This window comes from Bradyrhizobium commune (assembly GCF_015624505.1).
Lineage (GTDB): Bacteria > Pseudomonadota > Alphaproteobacteria > Rhizobiales > Xanthobacteraceae > Bradyrhizobium > Bradyrhizobium commune.
Genome location: NZ_CP061379.1, coordinates 2,619,433 through 2,641,216, shown reverse-complemented (window position 1 = coordinate 2,641,216; position 21,784 = coordinate 2,619,433). Strand labels below are relative to the sequence as shown.

Genomic DNA, 21,784 nt, shown 5'->3' with positions numbered 1-21,784 from the left:
ACGCAAAATGCGTCTGCGCGGAGATCAGGCTCAAAACAATAATTGTGCGGGCGCTCGTCACCTTGTCCTCAGCCGGCGCCTGTAGATTATTCTGGACGTGGAACGATTCGGGAATGCCATGCGCCGTTTGATGCTGCTGCGTCACGCCAAGACCGAGACGGACGCGCCGAGCGGCCGCGACCAGGATCGCCGGCTCGACGACCGCGGCCACAGGGATGCCGCGGAGATCGGCAGCTGGATTGCCGATCATCCGCCTGCCCCCGATACCGTGCTGGCGTCTCATGCCGTCCGGGCACGACAGACCTGGGACATCGCCTGGGAGGCGATGAAGGACCGCGTCGCCGCGCCGCAGGTCGAGATCCTGCCGGAACTCTACGGCGCCGACCCGGCGCAGATTCTCGAAACCATTCGCACTGCAACCATCCCGGCAGATCCCAAGCACTTGCTGCTGGTCGGGCACAATCCCGGCATGCACGAGGCGGCATTGATGCTGATGGGCAGCGGCGATCCGGCCGGCGCCAAGGCGCTCGCCGACAACCTGCCCACCGCGGGGCTTGCGATCCTGGACTTTGACGTGAAGGATTGGGGTGACGTGGCCTATCGCCGCGGCAAACTGGTGCTGTTCCTCAGCCCCAAGCTGCTTCGATCGGGATGATCGCGCGACGGGCCGGCAAGACGCTTTGACTGGAAGATTTGGAGGCGCAGATGTTCAAGTCCATTCTCGTGCCCATCGACCTCGCCGACACCGATCTCGCAAAGCCTGCGATTGCGACTGCGACAACCCTGTCGCAGAACTGGAACGGATCGGTCCGGCTGCTCAACGTGCTGCCGATGACGCCAGTGATGCTCGCCGAATACGTTCCGGCCGACTTCGACGAACAGCAGCGCCAGACCTCGGAAGAGGCGCTCGCGATCGTCGCGCGCGAATCCGGCATCGACCCCGTCCATATCTCAAGCGTGGTGCGCCAGGGCGGCATCTATCACGAGATCCTGGAGGAGGCCGTGCACATGAAGGCCGATCTGATCGTGATGACCTCGCACCGGCCGGCGATGCGCACCTATTTCCTCGGCTCCAACGCCGGGCATGTGGTGCGCTATGCCAAATGCTCGGTGCTGGTGGTCAGGCACTAAACTCGGAGTTCGTAGCCCGGATGGAGCGCAAGCGAAATCCGGGGCCGTAGCGTCCGCGTGGATGGATTCCCGGATTACGCTTGCGCTCCATCCGGGCTACAGGACTGGTGGTCAGGCACCAACCTCGGAGCAATGCCATGAAGCAATGGTGGCGGCGGTGGACCTACGAGGTCCCACTCGCAATCGGCGATGCGCTGTGGGAGGTGCTGGTGGTGCAATTCGCCGCGCTGCTGGACCGGCTGACGGTGCGGAAGGTCATCGCCCTCATCCCCGTCGTCATCCTCGTGCTGGCCTACTACCACAGCATCCCGATTCCGCCGGAGCTGATGCTGGTCGGCGATTTCCTCGCCTATATCGACATCTTCTCGGTGGTGATCCTGCTCGGCGTGCTGAGCCGCGTCACGACGATCCTGTTCGTCGTCAAACATGTGGCGGCCCGCATTGCCGCGGGCGCCGGCAACGCCGCTGCACATTTGCAGCGTCTGGGTGTCCGGCATCGGCGCGAACGGGGCGCAGCGACAAGGCCTCGCCGCAAGCCCGACCGGTCCGAAGACGATCGAGCTTATGGCGGAGCGTGGGACCAGGCTGCACTCGCCTGATCCCGTCTACAAGCCCTTGTGTTGCCTGTCGGGCAAAACACCCGAGCGGTGGGTCAACGCGCGCAGGCAAAAATATTCTACTTTACCGAAATTCGGAAACGGCGTATAGTCGCCCACTCCGGCCCAAGGAAGAGGGGCGTATCGCGATCGTCACGAACGCGGGCCGGACGGCGGTGGACGCGGGCCATATCGGCGCGAAGGGCTTTGCAGGGCGGGCAACCGTGAGCGAAGCGAGTCGCGCACACGACCGGTGTGATCTGCGTACGGCAAAACCGTGTCGTCCTGGCGCCCGGGGTCTGTGCGCCAAGCCTTGCAGTGACGTGGCGGCCCAACCGGGCACGCGCATCAGCCATCGGCAAGGCGACGGGGGCAATAGTGCAACGCTCCCCGGGGAGAGCACGGCATAAGCCGTCAAACCACTGCGCAGGGAAGGCCGTGTGTTGGGCTTCACCTGTATGCCGCTGTGCAGCCTCTTGTAGCGCAACCTTCGCACAGTGGACCGCGGGTGCCAGCCGGCACCCGGCCTTCCCTGCGCCCTCTTTCATTTGAGGGTGCCGCAATGAAGCAAAGCTCGGGCGAAATGAGCCGCGAGGATGCGAAGGTGTGTCTATTGAATAGAAGGTCTCGTGCCCCGGACGCAACGCGGCGCTCCTTCAGCGATGCGCTGCAGAGCCGGGGCCCATCAGCGGTCTGCGTGGCCTGCTGGGTCCCGGCTCTGCGCAGCAGCGGACGCTGCAGCGCGTCCGGGACACAAGAGCGAGCAGCACGCTCGCTCAGCCCGAGGACACTCACAGATACCGCGTCAGTTCGGCTTTGAACTGCCCGTAGACGGCGTCCTCGATCTGGCTGCGGTTGATCCCGATGTCGCGCAGCGCGCGGTCGTCGAGCTCGTTCAGCGTCTTGACGGCGGAGCGGCGCTCCAGGCGGTCGAACAGCGCATAGGCGGCGTTGACGAGCGTGCCAAAAAATCCACTCGATGAGGATGGGCGTAAACTCCGCCCGGCAGTTTGCGAGATCGTGGTCATGTTTCTTCTCCGGCCTTCTGTCCACGCGGCGAAGCGGATGCCGTTGGCGCCGGCGCGGAAAGCGCCTGCACCTCAAATGCCTCGGATTGCTCTCGCTCTCCTCGGCTCAATCGCGGACCTTGATGGAACTTAAATGCTCCAGTACACTACTCGGAGCAAGTGAAACATTGCTCTCGGTGCAATAATGTCCAAGTTCGAATACGTGAAGCTTGCCGATGCCATTGCCCTCGATATCTCTAACGGCACGTTAAGGCCCGGCGACCGGCTGCCGCCGCAGCGCAATTTTGCCTACGATCGTGGCATTGCGGTCTCGACCGCGAGCCGGGTTTATACCGAGCTGTTGCGCCGTGGCCTCGTGGTCGGCGAAGTCGGCCGCGGCACCTTCATCTCCGGCGACATCAGGCGCGAGGTCGAGACCGTCAGCGAGCCGCGCGACGCGCGCATCGATTTCGAGGTCAATTACCCGCTATTGCCGCAGCAATGGGCGATGATCGCCAAGAGCCTTGCCGGGCTCGAGCGTGTCGATGCGCTGGAATCCGTGCTGCGTACCTCGACCAGCACCGGCACCAAGAGCGCGCGCGTTGCTGCCGCCGCTTATCTCTCCCGCAAGGACTTTACGCCGCAGGCCGAGCAGATCGTCTTCACCGCCAACGGCAAGCAATCGCTCGCAGCCGCGCTCGCAGCGCTCGTTCCGACCGGCGGCCGCTGCGGCGTCGAGGCGCTGACCTATCCTTACGTCAAGAGCATCGCTGCGCGGCTCGGCGTGACGCTCGTTCCAATTCCGATGGACGAGTTTGGCGCGCGGCCCGACGCGATCCAGAAAGCGCATCGCGAAGCGCATTTGTCCGCGTTGTACCTCCAGCCGATCATCCAGAACCCGCTCGGCGTCACCATGAACGCGACGCGGCGCGCCGACATCATGCGGGTCGCCGAAAAGCTCGATCTCACCATCATCGAGGATGCCGTCTACGGCTTCCTCGCCGACGACACGCCGCTGGCCGCCCTCGGGCCAGACCGCTGCATCGTGCTCGACAGCCTGTCGAAGAAGGTGGCGCCGGGGCTTGCGCTCGGCATCCTCGTCACGCCGCCGCATCTGCGCGAAAGCGTGATGAGCGCAGTCCGCACCGGCGGCTGGATCGCCTCCGGCCATGCGCTCGCGTCCGGGCAGCGGCTGATGGCCGACGGCACCGTCGCCGAACTGACGCGGCTGAAGCGCATCGATGCCACACGCCGTCAGCAGACCGCGGCAAGGCTGCTGACCGGCTACCAGCTCGCGGCCGATCCGCGCTCCTATCATCTCTGGCTGACGCTGCCCTCGCACTGGCGCTCGCAGACCTTCGTCGCCGCGGCGGCCCGGCGCGGCATCGCGCTGACGCCGTCCTCGACATTCGCGGTCGCGCATGGTCATGCCCCGAACGCGGTGCGGCTCGCGCTCGCCCCGCCCTCGTTCGAGCAGCTCGATTCCGGCCTGCGCACGATCGTGTCGCTGCTCGGCACCAAGGAAGAGGATTTCGACTCGACGGAGTAGCGCGCCGTCTACGGCAGCGCGCCCCGAGGCAGCTGATCGAAGCTGTAACTGCGTGGCTGGTTGCGCCGCATGAAGCCGCCGACCTGCCAGACGAACAGCGCGGCAAAGCCGATGATGAACAGCGCGCCGGCGAATTCGCCGATCAGAAACGCGCGGATCAGCAGCGCCATCATTGCCACCGCCAGCACCGCGAGAAATGCGAGGATTGCCGCATAGGTCTTGCGGCCGAGGCCGGCGGTCAGCTCGGCGCGGCTGCCGGCTTTGGCCATTCGCGAATGAAGCTCGATCATGAATTCACGAAAGCCGTTGTCCTGCGGCGCCATCAGCGCCGCGGTCTGCCAGCTCGTCGACAGGATCGCGATGCGGCCGCCGCCGGCACGGCTGACATCGGCGCGGAAGCGGTGCTGCTGCATCGAGACGGGGCGAAAGGACAGCCGGATCGCACTGATCTCGTCATAGCGCCAGACGCCCGAGCGGCCGGCGATGTGCCAGGACAGGCCATCATCGGTCAGCTCGAAGCGATGTGCCGAGCCGATCAGCGACGCCTTGTAGGCATAGCTCGTGGCTGAAGCGCCATGCGCGTCAGAAACCTGCATCTCGACGATCGATCCCGTCCGCGATCAGCTTGCGCAATCGCCCTCGCCCATCTTACAAGCAGGGCATGGCTGAGACGACCTTTTTTCCGCGCCGCCTGATTCTCGGTGCCGCCGTGATCTCCGGCGTGCTGCTCGCGCTCGCCGTGCACATGCTGGGGGCGCGCTACGGGCTCGACCTCGGCGGCCTCTGGCGCTCGGATACGCATGAGTTCATGCCGGCGGGCGCCGCGGTTGCCTGGTGGCTGATCGCGACCGTCGGTTTTTCCGGCGGCTATTTCACGGCGACATTGATGCAGAGCGCCGTCGACGGCCAGATCCCGCAGCGGATGCGGCAATTCCTGATCGCGGTCGGCGTGCTGCTGCTCGCAGGTGCAGGACAGGTGGCCTCGGCGCCGAGCGCCGTCCCGACCATTTCCGGCGTGCTCGCCGGTCTCGCAGCGCTGTGCCTTGGCGCCGTGATGGCGTTCTGCGGCGCGCATTTCGCGCTGCGCCGCGGCTGATCCTTCAGGCGGAAGCGCGCAGCCGCGGACGTTCCAGCATCATCGCGACATCGGATGCAGGCCGCGGCTGGCTGAACAGATAGCCCTGCGCCTGGGTACAGCCTTCGCGCCTCAGCAGCTCGAGCTGCGCGTCGCTCTCGACGCCCTCCGCCGTGGTCACGATGCCGAGGCTGCGGCCGAGGCCCGTCACGGCGCGGATGATCGCCACGGAATCCTCGCGCGTGGCAAGCTCCGACACGAAGGAGCGGTCGATCTTGATCTTGTCGAACGGGAAGCTGCGCAGATAGCTCAGCGACGAGTAGCCGGTGCCGAAATCGTCGAGCGAGATCCGCACGCCCATGGCGCGCAGCTCATGCAGCGTGGTCAGCGTCGCCTCGCTGTTCTGCAGCAGCACGGATTCGGTGATCTCGAGCTCGAGGCGGCGCGCCGCGAGCCCGGATTTCTCCAGCGCCTCGGTCACGGATGCGATCAGGTTCGGATTCTTGAACTGCACCGGCGACAAATTGACGGCGACGCCGATGTCGTTCGGCCAGGTCGCAGCATCGGAACAGGCTTGGCGCAACACGAGTTCGCCGAGCTGAATGATGAGGCCGGTCTCCTCGGCGAGCGGAATGAAGTTGATCGGCGAGATCAGGCCGCGGTGCGGATGGTTCCAGCGGAGCAGCGCCTCGAAGGCGACGACACGGTCGCTGGCGACGTCGCGGATCGGCTGATAATACGCCTGGAACTCGTCGCGCTGCAGCGCCGCGCGCAGATCCATTTCCAAAAGCCGCCGCGCCTGCGCGCGCGCGTCCATGCCGGTCTCGAAGAAGCGATAGGTGCCGCGGCCGTCGGCCTTGGCGCGATACAGCGCCAGGTCGGCGTTTTTCAACAGCTCGTCGGGATTGGTGCCGTCCTGTGGCGCTAGCGAAATACCGATCGAGACGCCGATCACGATCTGATGGTCGTCGATCTCGTAGGGTGCGGAGATCACTTCGACGAGGCGGCCGGCGAGAGCCCGCGCAGCCGCCTCCTCCGAACGGCCGATCTGGACCACGGCGAACTCGTCGCCGCCGAGCCGCGCCACGGTGTCGTGCTCACCGACGGTGGCCTTCAGCCTGCGGCCGACCTCCTTGAGCAGCGCATCGCCGATGGGATGGCCGAGGGAGTCGTTGATGTCCTTGAAGTGATCGAGATCGAGGCAGAGCACCGCAAGCTGATTGTTCGAACCGGCCCGGCGAAGTCCTTGTTCGAGCTGTTCGTGGAACAGCACGCGGTTCGGCAGATTGGTCAGCGCATCGTGCCGTGCCATGTGCGAGATCTTGGCCTGCGCCTCCAGCCATTCGGTGATGTCCTCGAAGGTCGCGACCCAGCCGCCGCCCTGCATCGGCTGGTTGACGACGCGGATCGAGCGGTCGAACCGGCGGACCACATCGGTCGTCGTACGCCCCTCCCGGGCATCCTCGACAAGACGTGCGAAGAATTGCTCGGGATCACCGTTCCACTGGCCCTTCGCCGCTTCCTCGCGGAGAATATCGAGCAGCACGCGGCCGATGAGCTGCATGTCGGAGCGACGGAGCATGGCCGCATAACGCTCGTTGAACAGGATGATCTTGCCGTCCGCATCGAACATGCACAGCCCCTGCGACATGTTCTCGAGCGCGGTGTCCAGCACGACCTGCTGGCGCCCCAATTCGCCCTTGGCGCGGCGGTCGAGCAGCGCCGAGACCAGCGCGATCGCGATGATCGCGATCGCGGCGCTGGCGGTGAGGAAAGACATCGAGGCCGGCGGGATCGACAGCCCGCTGATCGCGAGCGTCGGATCCGGCGTCAAGACCACCGCGCCCATCGCGGTGAAGTGGTGCGCAACAATGGCAAGCGTCAACAGCGCAGTCGCGGATATCGCATGGGAGAGGTCGTCGCGTCGCGCGGCAACGAACAGGGCTAGGGCTGCAAAGACGATCCCGAGCACCACCGAGACGATGACCGTGCCTTCAACCCAGTCCACGCGCGCAGGAATCTCCAGCGCCGCCATGCCGGTGTAATGCATGGCCGCGACGCCGCCGCCGACGATGGCGCCGCCGAGAACGACCCAGAGCGTCCGCGTGGACGATACCGCGATGCTCAGTCCCACGAAGGTCACGGAGATGGCGAAGATCAACGACAACAACGTCACCGGAATGTTGTAGGCACCGCCGGTGCCGGGCCCATAGGCCAGCATCGCAATGAAGTGCGTCGCCCAGATTCCGCAGCCGCTGACGACGGCATCGAGCGTGATCCAGACCAGACGGGCCGTCCCTTGTGCGGCCCGCGCCCGGTGAAACAGGCTGATCGCAGCCGCACTGGCCAGCAGGCACACCGCGCCGCCAAGCGCGACCAGGCGCCAGTCATGCTGGTCCGTCAGGCAGTAAAGAACTTGATACATGGCCGGCCCCTGTTCCACCCGCACTAGACCCGGCAGAGATGGACAGTCGGTAACCGGCTATGTGTCGAATCCAGAAATGGTGAACAGAGGATGTGTGCGGTTGCTCACGTTGGTCGCCCTCGCGCCCGCGCACCAAGTCCGATCGTCGCAGCAGCAAGCAGCAGGACGACGGCTGAAATCACCAGCGCGAGATGCAGGCCCCGCACGAGCTCGCCCGCGATGAGCGAACCGAACAGCGCGACGCCGAGGACGCTGCCGGTTTGCCGCGTCGCGTTAAGGACGCCGGCGGCAATGCCGGACCGCGCCTTCTCGACGCTGCCAAGCAAGGTCGAGGTCAGCGGCGGCACCAGCAGACCAAGCCCGCCGCTGATCGCGATCAGCTGCGCACAGATCGCCCAATAGCTCGTCCCGGCTTCGATCCAGAGCAAACCAAGGCATCCGAGCGCCGAGATGCAGGCGCCGACGACGATGGTCGGGCACGGGCCGATGCGCTCGGCCAAGCGCGGTGCCAGCAGATTGACCGGTAGCACCGCACCCAGCATCGGCACGAAGGCGAGCCCGGTCCACCACGCCGACAGGCCGTTGATCCGCTGGAAGTACAGGCTCAGCACGAAGATCAGGCCGTAAATCGCGATGTTGACGAGGAGACCGACAATCGTCGTCAGGGTAAACAGCCGGTGACCGAACAGGGACAAGGGAAGCATCGGCTGCGCCGTGCGGCTCTCGCGCCAGACGAACGACACGGCCAGGACAGCGGCTGCGATGAATGCGCCGATCACCGCCGGATGGTCCCAGCCGAGCGCCCCGGCTTCGATGATCGCGCCGGCGAGCGCTCCGAGCGCACCGATCGCGGCGAGCTGGCCGGGCAGATCGATCTCGCGCGAGGGCGCGCGCGTGGTCTCGGACGCATAGCGCCAGGTCAGCCAAAGGCCCATGAGTCCGATCGGAAGATTGACCAGAAAGATCGCGCGCCACCCGACCAGCGTGATCAGAGCGCCGCCGACCAGGGGACCCGCGGTCAGCGCGACGCTCGCGCCGGCGGCCCAGACCGCGACCGCGCGGCCGCGCTCCCGGTCATCCGTATAGGCATGGTTGAGCAGCGCCAGCGAATTCGGCACCAGGATCGCTGCCGCCAGTCCCTGGACCAGCCGGGCGCCGATCAGGACGATGGCGTTCGGCGACAGGGCGCAGGCGAGCGAGGCCGCCGTGAAGATGGCAAACCCCGCCATGAAGACGCGCTTGGCGCCGATGCGGTCGCCGAGCGCACCTGCCGTCAGGATGAAGGCGGCAAAGGCGATGGTATAGGCGCTGACCACCCATTGCAGCTCGGCGACGCCGCCGCCGAGCGTCCTGCCCATCGCATCGAGCGCGGTGTTGACGATGGTGACGTCGAGCTGCACCACGCCATAGCCAAGGCTCATGGCGGCGAGCGTGACGGAGATTGCAAGGCGCGATGCAGCGCGCGTAGCGCCCTTCGCGTCGTCGAAGGATTCATATTTGATGGTGTTGGCTCGCATGCTGCCACCTCGATTGCAGCCCCATGCGACATATAGGCTTCCGCGCAACCATCATGATTCGACAATGATCGAATAATCAACGTCGCGGGACAGCAATAACGCCGCGCGTCGACCGCACGGCGTTATTGCTGCGAAGCGCCCTAGCTAGCCGCGCGCAAATTCACCTTGCTCTCGGCGAGCGTGGTCAGCTTCTTGTCGGTCGCCTTCTCTTCCTCGAGCGTCCTTGCAAGCACGCTGGCGCAGTCGGTGCGGCCGAGCTGCTTGGCCCAGGCGATCAGGCTGCCGTAGCGCACGATCTCGTAATGCTCGGCGGCCTGAGCCGCGTTGATCAGGGCCGCGTCGAGCACCGCCTTGTCGGCGACTTCGCCCGCGGTTTCGTCGGCTTCCTCGATGATACCGTCGATCGCCGGACAGTCGACCGCCTTCACGGTCGCGCCGTGCATCTGGAAGACTTCCTCGAGCCGCTTGACGTGCTGCTTGGTCTCTTCGAGGTGCGTCAAAAAGCCCTGCTTCAACTGCGGATCGGTGGCCTTATCTGCCATTTTCGGCAGCGCTTTGGTGAGCTGCTGTTCGGCGTAATAGATGTCCTGAAGCTGATGCACGAACAGGTCGTTCATGGTCTTGATGTCTTTTGTGAACAGTCCCATCGTTCCAATCCTCGAACGGTTTCGGGAACACGGAAGCACCGGCTTGCACGAGAAGCCCATGTTTTGCCGCGTTCGATTGCTGATGGGCCGCTAACCGGCCCACGGTACCGTCGTTCCAAAAAAAGTCTGCCTCGTTTGCGCTGGAACTACGCTTGCGCCGCCGGGATTTGAGACCATGTCAACACACGGATGCGCGAGCCCTCGACTCACATGCTTAACGCGCGCGCCATATGAACCACGTATGACAAAAACGGCCCCTCCGGTGCAGTACCTATCGTTGTCAAGGGCTGCACAAGTCGCCGTTTTTGCCTTAATGAGCTAGAGAATGCCTAGCGATCGGCGCCCCCTTTGGCGACGAATCGTGCCCGACCGGCCAGTGGCCCGATCGGGTTGGTCTTGCCCCCGCCGGGAGGATGAATGCACGGACTGCTGCCCGCGCTGAAACGCGGCCTCAAGAGATGGATCGGCTGGCGACGGCTGGGAATTGCCGCGAGCGTCATGATCATCGCCTTCGCGGTCACCACGCTTGTGCGGACCCTCCACGGGATCGACAGGAGCGCCATCCTCACCGCGCTGGCCGATATCCCTCGCGGCAACATCGGCTTGGCGGCGATGTGCGTCTTCTTCGCGTTCTGTACGCTGACCTTCTACGACTTTTTTGCACTGCGAACGATCGGCAAGAAGCACGTGCCCTATCGCATCGCAGCACTGTCGAGCTTCACGTCCTATTCGATCGGCCACAACATCGGCGCCACCGTGTTCACTGGCGGCGCGATCCGCTTCCGGATTTATTCGGATTATGGGCTGAACGCGATCGACGTCGCGAAAATCTGCTTCCTCTCCGGCCTGACCTTCTGGCTCGGTAACATCTTTGTGCTGTCGATCGGCATGGCGATCCATCCGGATGCCGCCTCCTACATGGATCAGCTGCCGTCGTCGATCAACCGGCTGATCGCCTTCGGCGGCCTCGCCGCGATCGCCGCCTATCTGGTCTGGCTCTGCATGGGCGAAAAGCGCCGCGAGCTCGGCCAGAAGGGCTGGAAGGTGGTGCTACCGTCGGCGCCGCTGACCCTGGTGCAGATCCTGATCGGCGTGGTCGATCTCGGCTTTTGCGCGCTGGCGATGTACCTGCTGGTGCCCGCCACCCCGCCGATCGACTTCCTGTCGCTCGCCGTGGTGTTCATCCTGGCAACGCTCCTGGGCTTTGCCAGCCATGCCCCCGGCTCGATCGGCGTGTTCGACGCCGCCATGCTGGTGGCGCTCCCCGAATTCGGCCGCGAGCAGCTGCTAGCGACCCTGCTGGTCTTCCGCATCCTCTATTTCGTGATCCCGTTTGGCATCGCCATCTCCATCATGGGGACGCGCGAGCTCTGGATGAACGTGGTCCGGCCATGGCAGGAGCGGCGACGGCTGGCGGAGGCCTGTGCGCAGGCCAATTTGCCCCAGCAGGTGGCAGCGATGGAGCGCGAGCGCTCGCTGCGGCAGGCCAGCAAGCGCTGAACCACGAGATCGCGGTTCGCAAGATCATCAGACAAAGGTTGCGGGCGGGGGAGCAATCCTCTCTTATTTCCGCCTCAACTTTGCCGTTGAAGACGCGGGCCATGATCCCAGCATCTTTCCGTACCCTCTCCGCTTGCGTCCTGCTGCTCGCCGGGCTCCTCGCCGCTTGGCCGCTTCAGCGCGCTGCCGCACAGGATGCGGGCGCCATGCAGATCAACTGGGAGGTGCGCAACCGCTTCCGCCTGTTCCGCGAGGAGCGCGACTTCCTGCTGCATGTCGAGAACGCGCGTAACCGCAGCATCCTTGCCGCCGAGCAGTCGCTGGAGGTCCAGAGCGAGGGCCGCGGCTGGGCCCGCAACATGGTCAACCGCCTCTGCATCGACCTTCAGGGCCGGGTCAACCAGCCCTGCACCCGCGACAATGTCAAAGAGAACTACATCACCCCGATCGATCATCCCGTCACCGTACGCCTGACCGGCGCGGTGCCGGTTGGCGCCACCTGCGCCTGGTCGTTCGACGACGGCGACGGTCCGCAAAGCTCGACCTTCGACTGCGCCGAGCCGATCAATCTGCGGGTCCGCTACGGCAAGCCGACGGTGGCAAGCGTCGACGTCTCCTCCGGCTCCGATCCGACCCAGCGCGTCCAGACCGAGATCCAGGTCCGCGACCTCTTCATCGCTGGGCTCGGAGACAGCATCGCCTCCGGCGAAGGCAATCCGGACCGGCCGCTGGCGCTGTCCGACGAGGGCTTTTGCTTCCGCTCCTATCTCGGCACCGCGGCCGGCGGACAGTATTACCGGCCGAGCCGCGCCGGCTATAAAGGCGGCCGCGCCTGCGAGGCGCCGGATACGCTCGCTAACTGGCAGCACTACAGCGCGCTCTGGCTCAACTCGCCCTGTCACCGCTCGCTCTACAGCTACCAGACCCGAACCGCGCTCGCGCTCGCGGTGCGCTACACCCATATCGCTGTCACCTACCTGCCGCTCGCCTGTACCGGCGCCAGCATCAGCGACGGTCTGCTCGGCTCGCAGCGCGCCCGCGAATGCCCGCCCGGCAAGACCGGCGTCTGCAGTACCAGCGTGAACGCGCAGGTCGCCGAGCTGCGCGAAGCGCTGACCGCGGCGAAGAAGCGCCAGCCGGATCGCAATCTCGACCTCGTGCTGCTCTCGATCGGCGCCAACGACGTCTATTTCTCCGGCCTCGTCGCCGACGTCATCGTCGACACCGCAACCGAGCGCGCGCTGTTCCGCCGCTCCGGCGTGATGGCGAGCATCGACGATTCCCGCGACGCGCTGGCGCGCGAGCTGCCGCAGAACTTCGTCAAGTTGCGCGAAGCGCTGAAGCCGCTGGTCGGCGGCGACCTCTCTCACGTCGTCTATGTCTCCTACGCCAATCCGGCGCTCGCCGATGGCGGCGTGCCCTGCCGCGGCGGCCGCGGCGGCTTCGACATCCATCCCTCCTTCAACGCGGATCCACAGCGGCTCGCGCGCGTCTCAACCTTCGTCGACACCGAATTCCTGCCGCAGCTGAAGGGGCTCGCCACCTGCACGCGCGGCGCGCTGTGCCGCGATCCCGAGTCAGATCGCATGACCTTCGTCGACACGCATCAGGTCGCGTTCGCCGATCATGGCTTTTGCGCCCATTCGGGCAGCGATCCGGAATTCGACCGCACCTGCTTTGCGGAGAACGGCCAGAGCTTCAATCCGGACATCGTGAGCGCGGCGAGCCAGCCGATGCTGTGCGGCCGCGGCGCCTCGGAATATCGGGCCTATCTGCCCCGCGCGCGCTGGATCCGCGACGCCAATGACAGCTACTTTGCCGCGATGACCTATCCCCAAGGCTTGCCGGCGGCGAGCCAGCCGACCGACATTCATGATGCGACCTGGGGCGTGCTCTCGGCGGTCTATGGCGGCGCAGTGCATCCCTCTGCCGAAGGCCACGCCGCGATGGCGGACGCCACGCTGACGGCAGCCAGCGCCGTGCTCGGCCTCGATGCCGTGCCGCCGGGCGTCACGCCCGGACTGCTCGCGCCACTGCTGCCGGGCGCGCAGCAGTAGAGGTGAGAGCGAGGTCTCGCCAAACCGTCATTGCGAGCGCAGCGATGCAATCCAGAGTCCCTCCGCGGACAGATTCTCGATTGCTTCGCTGCGCTCGCAATGACGAGCTTGGGGTTTTCATGTCGACTCTCCCACCGACGTTCCCGCGACCTGCCGTTCCATCAATCCAAAAACGGTATCAATCGATACCCCCTTCAACTTGGACACTTTCCTGTGCGCGCCTCTAGGAGTCGTGGTGAGGAAACATTTCGAGTTCAAGGAGGCGCCCGATGAGCGCAGTGGTGTCCGCAACGGACGTGAGGAGGTCTCGCGTCAGGCTGTTCATCGTGACCATGCTATTCCTGGTCACGACCGTCAATTACGCCGACCGCGCCACGCTCTCGATCGCAGGCCCCGCGCTCTCCAAGGAACTCCATCTCGATCCCGTCGCCATGGGCTGGATTTTCTCAGCTTTCGGCTGGTCCTATGTGGCCGCGCAGGTTCCGGGCGGCTGGCTGCTCGACCGCTACGGATCGCGCATCGTCTATGCTTTCAGCATCATCGTCTGGTCGCTGTTCACGATGATGCAGGGCTGGGTCGGCTTCCTCGGCGCCGGCACCGCGATCGTCGTGCTGTTCGCGCTTCGTCTTCTGGTCGGCGTCGCGGAAGCGCCTTCCTTTCCCGCCAATGCCCGCATCGTCGCAGCCTGGTTTCCAGGCAATGAGCGCGGCACCGCGTCGGCCTTCTTCAATTCAGGTCAATATTTCGCCACCGTGATCTTCGCGCCGCTGATGGGCTGGATTGCCCATGATTACGGCTGGCGCTACGTATTCTTCGTGATGGGCGGGCTTGGCGTCATCATGGGGCTGGTCTGGATCAAGACCATCTACGGCCCGAAGGAGCATCCCGGCGTCAACGAGGCCGAGTTCGATTACATCAAGGAGGGCGGCGCGCTGGTCGATCTCGACGCACCGAGAGACGAGCGCGCATCCAACTCCGGCCCCCGCTGGGACCACATCCGCCAGCTGCTCTCCAACCGCATGATGCTCGGCGTCTATCTCGGCCAGTACTGCATCAACACGCTGACCTATTTCTTCCTGACCTGGTTTCCGGTGTATCTCGTCAAGGAGCGCGGCCTCTCGATCCTGCAAGCCGGTTTTGTCGCGACGCTGCCTGCGCTGTGCGGCTTCATCGGCGGCGTGCTTGGTGGCGTCATTTCGGACTACATCCTGCGCAAGACGAACTCGCTGACCATGGCGCGCAAGATTCCGATCGTCGGCGGCATGCTGCTGTCGATGTCGATCATCGCCTGCAACTATGTTGACGGCCAGGCGCTGGTGGTCGGTTTCATGGCGCTCGCCTTCTTCGGCAAGGGCATCGGCGCGCTCGGCTGGGCCGTCGTCTCCGACACCTCGCCCAAGGAAGCCGGCGGCGTCTCGGGCGGCCTGTTCAACACCTTTGGCAACCTCTCCTCGATAACAACGCCGATCGTGATCGGTTACATCCTGGCGGCGACCGGCTCCTTCAACGGCGCCCTGGTGTTCGTCGGCGCCAACGCGCTGGTGGCCGCGATCGCCTACCTCGTCGTGGTCGGCAAGATCGAGCGGGTCGTGCTCAAACGTTCCTCCTGAGCGCTCCGCCGATGCGGAGCGGGACCAGGCAACTCAACGGCGGCTCACAAGGCCGCCGTCTTTGTTTCGGGGGTGATCGATGCTAGAAGTTCCGGGGAAACGCCTTATCCATCTAAGGCATGTATCGATGTTCGACCTCAACCAGCTCCGCTGTTTCGTCACGGTGGCGGAGGAACTGCATTTCGGCCGCGCTGCCGCGCGGCTGAACATGACCCAGCCGCCGCTGTCCCGGCAGATCCAGGTGCTCGAGCACATTATCGATGCGCCGCTCTTGGAGCGGACCAGCCGCTCGGTGCGCCTGACGCCTGCCGGTCGCAGCTTCCTGCCCGAGGCCCGACGCATCCTGAAGCTTGCGGAAAGCGCCTCGCAAGTTGCCCGCCGCATCGCGCTCGGCAAGACCGGCTCGCTGAAGATCGGCTTTACGGCTGCGGCCGCCTACGGCTTCCTTCCCGAGCTCGTCGCGGCCTGCCGCGCGAAATTGCCCGAGGTCGACTTCTCGCTGAAGGAAATGGTGTCCGGCGACCAGTTCGAGGCGCTGACCTCCGGCCAGATCGACGCCGGCCTGCTGCGGCCGCCGATCGCAAGGCCGGAGCTCGCCAGCCGCCGCGTCGTCGCCGAGCCCCTGCTCGCCGCGATCCCGAAGAAGCATCCGCTGGCGAATGCCGAAAACATCACCATCAAGGATTTCGACGACCAGCCGTTCGTGATGTATTCGCCCTATGAGAGCCGCTACTTCCACGATCTCCTGGTGGCGCTGTTCACCCGCGCCGACATCCTGCCGCGCTATGTCCAGCACCTCAGCCAGATCCACTCGATCCTGGCGATGGTGCGCGCCGGCCTCGGGCTTGCCATCGTGCCGGCCGCAGCCGCCGGCCTGAAGATCTCCGACGTCCGCCTGCGCCCGTTGAAGCTGCGCAATCGCGTTCCGGTCGAACTGTTCATGGTCTGGCGGCGCGACGACGAGAACCCGCTGCTGTCCGCGCTGGTCAAAATCGCCGGCGAATTGTCCTCGGCGGAGGTGGTGGAAGATTGATGCTCAATCCGCATTGGTCGATATAGGCTTTGGCTTGGACGCGCATCGAACGGTTGCCTAAACACCAGCGCATGGACGCGGGCCTTTCATTGCGTCCCCGACAACATCAGAGAAGGGAGCAGCGCCCATGAGCAAGATGACCCCGCAGGAAATGGCCCAGAAGATCGGATCGGGCCTCCTGTCCTTCCCCGTCACGCCGTTCAAGGCTGACTATTCCTTCGATGAAGCGACCTACCGCGCCAACATGGACTGGCTGTGCGGCTATGACGTCGCGGGCCTGTTCGCCGCCGGCGGCACCGGTGAGTTCTTCTCGTTGACCCCGACCGAAGTCCCGCAGGTGGTCAAGGTCGCCGTCGAGGAGACCAAGGGCCGCGTGCCCGTGCTCGCCGGCACCGGCTATGGCACCGCGATCGCCCGCGAGATCGCGATCGGTGCGGAGAAGGCTGGCGCTGACGGCCTGCTGCTGCTGCCTCCCTACCTCACCCATTCCGAGCAGGACGGCCTCGCCGCTCACGTGGAAGCGGTCTGCGCCGCCGTGAAGATCGGCGTCATCGTCTACAACCGCGACAACGCCGTCCTCCAGCCCGATACGCTCGCCCGCCTCGTCGAGCGCTGCCCGAACCTGGTCGGCTATAAGGACGGCATCGGCGACATCGAGCTGATGACCCGCGTCTACACCAAGCTCGGCGACCGCCTGACCTATGTCGGCGGCCTGCCGACCGCGGAAACCTTCGCCCTGCCCTATCTCGACATGGGCGTGACGACCTACTCCTCGGCCGTGTTCAACTTCGTGCCGGAATTCGCCACCAATTTCTACGCCGCCGTGCGCAAGCGCGACCAAGCCACGATCCACGCCGGCCTGAAGAATTTCATCCTGCCGCTGATCGAGATCCGCAATCGCAAGAAGGGTTATGCGGTCTCGATCATCAAGGCCGGCATGAAGGTGATCGGCCGCGATTCCGGTCCGGTCCGTCCGCCGCTCACCGACCTCACCGAGCAGGAGATCGCGGAGCTGACCGCGCTGGTGAAGAAGCTGCCCGCCATCCAATCGTCACAACAGGCCGCAGAATAACAGACAACGACAGGGAGGAGCGTGCGATGGCCCAGACTGACATTTCCGGCGCGTCAGTCGCTGGCGCACCGGTCGTCACAGCGATGCAGGTGATCCCGGTCGCGGGCCGCGACGGCATGCTCCTCAACTTAAGCGGCGCGCATGCGCCGTTCTTCACCCGCAACATCGTCATCCTCTCCGACAACGCCGGCCACACCGGCGTCGGCGAGGTGCCGGGCGGGCAGAAGATCTGGCAGACCCTCCAGGACGCCCGCGATCTCGTGATCGGCAAGACCGTCGGCGCGATGAACAACATTCTCGCGGACGTTCGCACCACCTTTGCCGATCGCGACGCCGGCGGCCGCGGCAAGCAGACGTTTGACCTGCGCGTGATGATCCATGCGGTCACCGCGATCGAATCCGCCCTGCTCGATCTGCTCGGCCAGCATCTCGATTTGCCGGTCGCAGCGCTGCTCGGCGAAGGCCAGCAGCGCAAGAGCGTCGAGACGCTCGGCTATCTCTTCTTCGTCGGCGACATCCGCAAGTCCAAGCTCGCCTACGTCAAGAGCGAGACCGGCAAGGCGGAATGGTTCAACCTCCGTCACCAGGAAGCGATGACGCCGGAGACGGTGATGCGGCTCGCCGAAGCCACCCACGACCATTACGGCTTCGCCGATTTCAAGCTCAAGGGCGGCGTGCTCCACGGCGAGCAGGAGATCGAGGCCGTCACCGCCATCGCCAAGCGCTTTCCCAACGCGCGCGTCACGCTCGACCCGAACGGCGCCTGGTCGCTCGACGAGGCGATCCACCTCTGCAAAGACCTGCATGGCATCCTCGCCTATGCCGAAGATCCCTGCGGCGCCGAGGCCGGCTTCTCCGGCCGCGAGATCATGGCCGAATTCCGCCGCGCCACCGGCTTGCCGACCGCGACCAACATGATCGCCACCGACTGGCGGCAGCTCTCCCATGCGCTGCGCTTGGGCGCGGTGGACATCCCGCTCGCCGATCCCCATTTCTGGACCATGCAAGGCTCGGTACGCGTGGCCCAGACCTGCCGTGACAACGGCCTGACCTGGGGCTCGCACTCCAACAACCATTTTGACATTTCGCTCGCCATGTTCACCCATGTCGGTGCCGCCGCCCCCGGCAAGGTCACCGCGATCGACACCCACTGGATCTGGCAGGATGGCCAAGCGCTCACCAAGGAGCCGCTCCAGATCAAGGGCGGCAAGATCGCCGTCCCCGATCGTCCCGGCCTCGGCATCGAGATCGACCGCGCGGCGATCGAGGCCGCGCATGAGCTCTACAAGCAGCATGGACTTGGCGCCCGCGACGACGCTATCGCCATGCAGGACTTGATTCCCGGCTGGACCTTTGACGACAAACGTCCCTGCCTCGTGCGTTAAGACAAGACTTCTTCGGAGGAAAAAGAGATGACTGCGATCCTGAAAAACTTCATCGGCGGCGAATGGGTCGATGGCTCCGGCGTCACCAAGAACATCAACCCCTCCAACACCAACGATCTGGTCGGCGAATACGCCAAGGCCGACAAGGCGCAGACCGAGAAGGCGATCGCCGCCGCCAAGGCTGCCTTCCCGGCCTGGGCCCAATCGACGCCGCAGGTGCGCTATGACGCGCTGAACAAGATTTCTCTCGAAATCCTCGCCCGCAAGGAAGAGCTCGGCCGCCTGCTCGCCCGCGAGGAAGGCAAGACCCTGCCGGAAGGTATCGGCGAAGTCGCCCGCGCCGGCCAGATCTTTGCCTTCTTCGCCGGCGAGGCGCTGCGCCTGATCGGCGAGAAAGGCGCTTCCGTCCGTCCCGGCATCGACGTCGAGCTCACCCGTGAGCCCGTGGGCGTCGTCGGCATGATCACCCCCTGGAATTTCCCAATCGCGATTCCCGCCTGGAAGATCGCGCCCGCGCTCTGCTACGGCAACACGGTCGTGTTCAAGCCAGCTGAGCTGGTACCGGGCTCCGCGCATGCGCTGTCCGAGATCATCACCCGCTCCGGCATTCCGGCCGGAGTGTTCAATCTCGTGGTCGGCTCCGGCTCGGTGGTCGGCCAGACCTTGCTCGATCACCCCGATGTCGCCGCGATCTCCTTCACCGGCTCGGTGCAGACCGGCCGCAAGATTGCGCAGGCCTGCGTGCTCTCGAACCCGATGAAGAAATTCCAGCTCGAGATGGGCGGCAAGAACCCGCTGGTCGTGCTCGACGACGCCGACCTCAAGACCGCCGTCGAGGTCGCCGTCAACGGCTCCTATTTCTCGACCGGCCAGCGCTGCACGGCCTCCTCGCGCCTGATCGTCACCGAAGGCATCCACGACCGCTTCGTCGCCGCGATGGCCGAGCGCCTGAAGGGCCTGTCGGTTGACGACGCGCTCAAGGCCGGCGTGCATATCGGCCCGGTCGTCGACCAGAACCAGCTCGACCAGGATCTGCGCTACATCAAGATCGGCCAGGACGAAGGCGCCAAGCTCGCCTTCGGCGGCGAGCTGCTCAAGCGCGAGACGCCCGGCCACTACCTCCAGCCGGCGCTGTTCACCGAAGCCAACAACAACATGCGCATCGCACGTGAAGAGATCTTCGGGCCCGTTGCCGCCGTCATCCGCGCCAAGAACTACGAGGAAGCGCTGGCGATCTCCAACGATACCGAATTCGGCCTCGCCTCCGGCATCTGCACCACCAGCTTGAAATACGCCTCGCACTACAAGCGCAACAGCGAGTCCGGCATGGTGATGGTCAACCTGCCGACTGCCGGCGTCGACTATCACGTGCCGTTCGGCGGCCGGAAGGGTTCGAGCTACGGCGCCCGCGAGCAGGGCTCCTATGCGCGCGAGTTCTACACAACGGTGAAGACGGCCTATACGTACCCCGGTTGATAGGCTGTTATCGTAGGGTGGGCAAAGCGAAGCGTGCCCACCGTTTATGTTCGGCGTGATGCATGGTGGGCACGGCGCGTTGCGCCTTTGCCCACCCTACGACTTCGGAGGCAAGCGCAAATGGACCAGGACGTCACAGCGAAAGAACAGCCCCGCTACATCAAGCTCAACGCGCGCGACAATGTCGCGATCGTGGTCAATGATTTCGGGCTTCCCGCCGGCTCCCGCTTTGCCTGCGGACTGACGCTGCGCGCCTTCGTGCCGCAGGGACACAAGACGGCGCTGGTCGATATCGCGCAAGATCAGCCTATCATCCGCTATGGCGAAGTAATCGGCTATGCTCTGTCGCCGATCCTGGCCGGCGAATGGGTCGACGAGGCCCGCATCCGCATGCCGGAAGCCCCTGCCCTCGACAAGTTGGAAATCTCCACCGCCGTGCCCGCGCCGCTGCCGCCGCTCGAAGGTTTCACCTTCGAGGGCTATCGCAATCCGGACGGCTCGGTCGGCACGAAAAACATCCTCGGCATCTCCTCCTCGGTGCAATGCGTCAAGGGCACGATGGAATATGCGGTCAAGCGCATCCGCACCGAGCTCTTGCCGAAATACCCGAACGTCGACGACGTCGTGCCGCTGACGCACGCCTATGGCTGCGGCGTCGCCATCAACGCGCCCGACGCGGTGGTGCCGATCCGCACGCTGCAAAACCTCGCACTCAACCCGAATTTCGGCGGCGAGATTCTGGTCATCAGCCTCGGCTGCGAGAAGCTTGCACCCGAGCGGCTCGTGCCCGAAGGCATCAGCGATGCCATCGTGCGCATGCAGGACGAAGCCTTCGACGGCTTCGGCGCCATCGTCGACGCCATCATGACCCAGGCGGAAGCGCGCCTGAAGATCCTCAACAAGCGTACCCGCGAGACCTGCCCGGCCGCCGATCTCGTGATCGGCCTGCAATGCGGCGGCAGCGATGCGTTCTCCGGCGTCACCGCGAACCCCGCCCTGGGCTTCGCCGCGGACCTGCTGGTGCGCGCCGGCGCCACCGTGATGTTTTCGGAAGTCACCGAGGTGCGCGACGCCATTCAGCTGCTCACGCGACGCGCGATCAACCAGGAGGTCGGCCGCGCGCTGGTGCGCGAGATGGCCTGGTACGATTCTTATCTGGCCCGCGGCGGCGCCGATCGCAGCGCCAACACGACGCCCGGCAACAAGAAGGGCGGCCTCGCCAATATCGTCGAGAAGTCCCTCGGCTCGATCGTCAAGTCTGGCTCGAGCGCGATCACCGGCGTGCTCTCGCCCGGCCAGAAGGCGACGCAGAAGGGCATGCTGTTCGCAGCAACGCCTGCGTCCGACTTCATCTGCGGCACGCTCCAGCTTGCCTCCGGCATGACCTTGCAAGTGTTCACCACCGGCCGCGGCACGCCTTACGGCCTCGCCGCCGCGCCCGTGATCAAGGTCGCGACCCGCACCGAGCTGGCCCGCCGCTGGAAGGACCTGATCGATTTCGACGCCGGCGGCATCGCCACCGGCGAGAAGACGATCGAGGAGACCGGCTGGGACCTGTTCCGCTTGATCCTGGATGTCGCCTCCGGCCGCACCAAGCCGTGGTCGGACCGCTGGGGCATCCACAACGATCTCACGCTGTTCAATCCGGCGCCGGTGACCTGAGGCCCGTCATTCCGGGGGCGCGCGAACCCGAAATCGCGCGCC

Annotated in this window: 18 protein-coding genes; 13 read left to right on the top strand and 5 right to left on the bottom strand. The window is 65.2% G+C overall.

The genetic code is table 11. From position 1 onward, the window contains the following. The first annotated feature begins 118 nt into the window (after positions 1-118). The 3 genes from IC761_RS12365 (at position 119) to IC761_RS12355 (ending at position 1,730) form a co-directional block, all read left to right on the top strand. The gene (locus IC761_RS12365) at positions 119-655 is read left to right on the top strand and encodes a SixA phosphatase family protein (RefSeq protein WP_195803514.1); all 537 of its coding nucleotides are present in this window, start codon (positions 119-121) and stop codon (positions 653-655) included. Between the two features lie 50 nt (positions 656-705). After that, positions 706-1,131, top strand: a complete 426-nt coding sequence (locus IC761_RS12360; protein WP_195803513.1) for a universal stress protein — start codon at positions 706-708, stop codon at positions 1,129-1,131. 137 nt (positions 1,132-1,268) lie between these two features. Continuing rightward, positions 1,269-1,730 carry a hypothetical protein gene (locus IC761_RS12355; protein ID WP_195803512.1) on the top strand — a complete coding sequence of 154 codons (462 nt, stop codon included), beginning with the start codon at positions 1,269-1,271 and terminating at the stop codon, positions 1,728-1,730. 788 nt (positions 1,731-2,518) lie between these two features. Here the strand turns inward: IC761_RS12355 and IC761_RS12350 are convergent. Further along, positions 2,519-2,755 (bottom strand): DUF1127 domain-containing protein, encoded by a 237-nt coding sequence (locus tag IC761_RS12350; RefSeq protein ID WP_195803511.1) that lies wholly within the window; start codon positions 2,753-2,755, stop codon positions 2,519-2,521. A 184-nt stretch (positions 2,756-2,939) separates the two neighbouring features. On the opposite strand from IC761_RS12350, the gene IC761_RS12345 reads away from it, so the two are divergent. Then, positions 2,940-4,283 carry an aminotransferase-like domain-containing protein gene (locus tag IC761_RS12345; RefSeq protein ID WP_195803510.1) on the top strand — a complete coding sequence of 448 codons (1,344 nt, stop codon included), beginning with the start codon at positions 2,940-2,942 and terminating at the stop codon, positions 4,281-4,283. Between the two features lie 8 nt (positions 4,284-4,291). On the opposite strand, the gene IC761_RS12340 is transcribed toward IC761_RS12345, so the two are convergent. Further along, entirely contained in the window at positions 4,292-4,879 is a 588-nt protein-coding gene (locus tag IC761_RS12340) for a hypothetical protein (RefSeq protein WP_195803509.1), read from the bottom strand. 65 nt (positions 4,880-4,944) lie between these two features. Here IC761_RS12340 and IC761_RS12335 point away from each other — a divergent pair, with 65 nt between their 5' ends. After that, a complete protein-coding gene (locus IC761_RS12335; RefSeq protein ID WP_195803508.1) occupies positions 4,945-5,379 on the top strand; it encodes a hypothetical protein in 435 nt (144 codons plus the stop codon). Positions 5,380-5,383: 4 nt separating this feature from the next. Here IC761_RS12335 and IC761_RS12330 read toward each other — a convergent pair whose 3' ends face one another. The 3 genes from IC761_RS12330 to IC761_RS12320 form a co-directional block, all read right to left on the bottom strand. Continuing rightward, positions 5,384-7,783, bottom strand: coding sequence for a bifunctional diguanylate cyclase/phosphodiesterase (locus IC761_RS12330; protein WP_195803507.1), 2,400 nt, complete (start codon positions 7,781-7,783; stop codon positions 5,384-5,386). A 104-nt stretch (positions 7,784-7,887) separates the two neighbouring features. Beyond that, positions 7,888-9,300: an MFS transporter gene (locus IC761_RS12325; RefSeq protein ID WP_195803506.1), complete on the bottom strand. Its 1,413-nt coding sequence runs from the start codon at positions 9,298-9,300 to the stop codon at positions 7,888-7,890. Between the two features lie 140 nt (positions 9,301-9,440). After that, complete coding sequence (locus IC761_RS12320) at positions 9,441-9,947, bottom strand: YciE/YciF ferroxidase family protein (protein WP_195803505.1); 507 nt, start codon at positions 9,945-9,947, stop codon at positions 9,441-9,443. A 417-nt stretch (positions 9,948-10,364) separates the two neighbouring features. On the opposite strand from IC761_RS12320, the gene IC761_RS12315 reads away from it, so the two are divergent. The 8 genes from IC761_RS12315 to garD all read left to right on the top strand — a co-directional run bounded on the left by IC761_RS12315 (position 10,365) and on the right by garD (position 21,742). Next, positions 10,365-11,447, top strand: coding sequence for a lysylphosphatidylglycerol synthase transmembrane domain-containing protein (locus IC761_RS12315; protein WP_195803504.1), 1,083 nt, complete (start codon positions 10,365-10,367; stop codon positions 11,445-11,447). A gap of 101 nt (positions 11,448-11,548) precedes the next feature. After that, positions 11,549-13,504: an SGNH/GDSL hydrolase family protein gene (locus IC761_RS12310; RefSeq protein ID WP_195803503.1), complete on the top strand. Its 1,956-nt coding sequence runs from the start codon at positions 11,549-11,551 to the stop codon at positions 13,502-13,504. A gap of 269 nt (positions 13,505-13,773) precedes the next feature. After that, a complete protein-coding gene (locus IC761_RS12305) occupies positions 13,774-15,114 on the top strand; it encodes an MFS transporter (RefSeq protein WP_195803502.1) in 1,341 nt (446 codons plus the stop codon). A 127-nt stretch (positions 15,115-15,241) separates the two neighbouring features. Then, complete coding sequence (locus IC761_RS12300) at positions 15,242-16,147, top strand: LysR family transcriptional regulator (protein ID WP_195803501.1); 906 nt, start codon at positions 15,242-15,244, stop codon at positions 16,145-16,147. Between the two features lie 127 nt (positions 16,148-16,274). Next, positions 16,275-17,219 (top strand): 5-dehydro-4-deoxyglucarate dehydratase, encoded by a 945-nt coding sequence (kdgD, locus tag IC761_RS12295; protein ID WP_195803500.1) that lies wholly within the window; start codon positions 16,275-16,277, stop codon positions 17,217-17,219. 26 nt (positions 17,220-17,245) lie between these two features. Then, positions 17,246-18,604, top strand: a complete 1,359-nt coding sequence (gene gudD / locus IC761_RS12290) for a glucarate dehydratase (protein WP_195803499.1) — start codon at positions 17,246-17,248, stop codon at positions 18,602-18,604. A gap of 27 nt (positions 18,605-18,631) precedes the next feature. Next, entirely contained in the window at positions 18,632-20,080 is a 1,449-nt protein-coding gene (locus IC761_RS12285) for an aldehyde dehydrogenase family protein (protein ID WP_195803498.1), read from the top strand. A 120-nt stretch (positions 20,081-20,200) separates the two neighbouring features. Then, the gene (gene garD / locus IC761_RS12280) at positions 20,201-21,742 is read left to right on the top strand and encodes a galactarate dehydratase (protein ID WP_195803497.1); all 1,542 of its coding nucleotides are present in this window, start codon (positions 20,201-20,203) and stop codon (positions 21,740-21,742) included. Positions 21,743-21,784 lie beyond the last annotated feature (42 nt).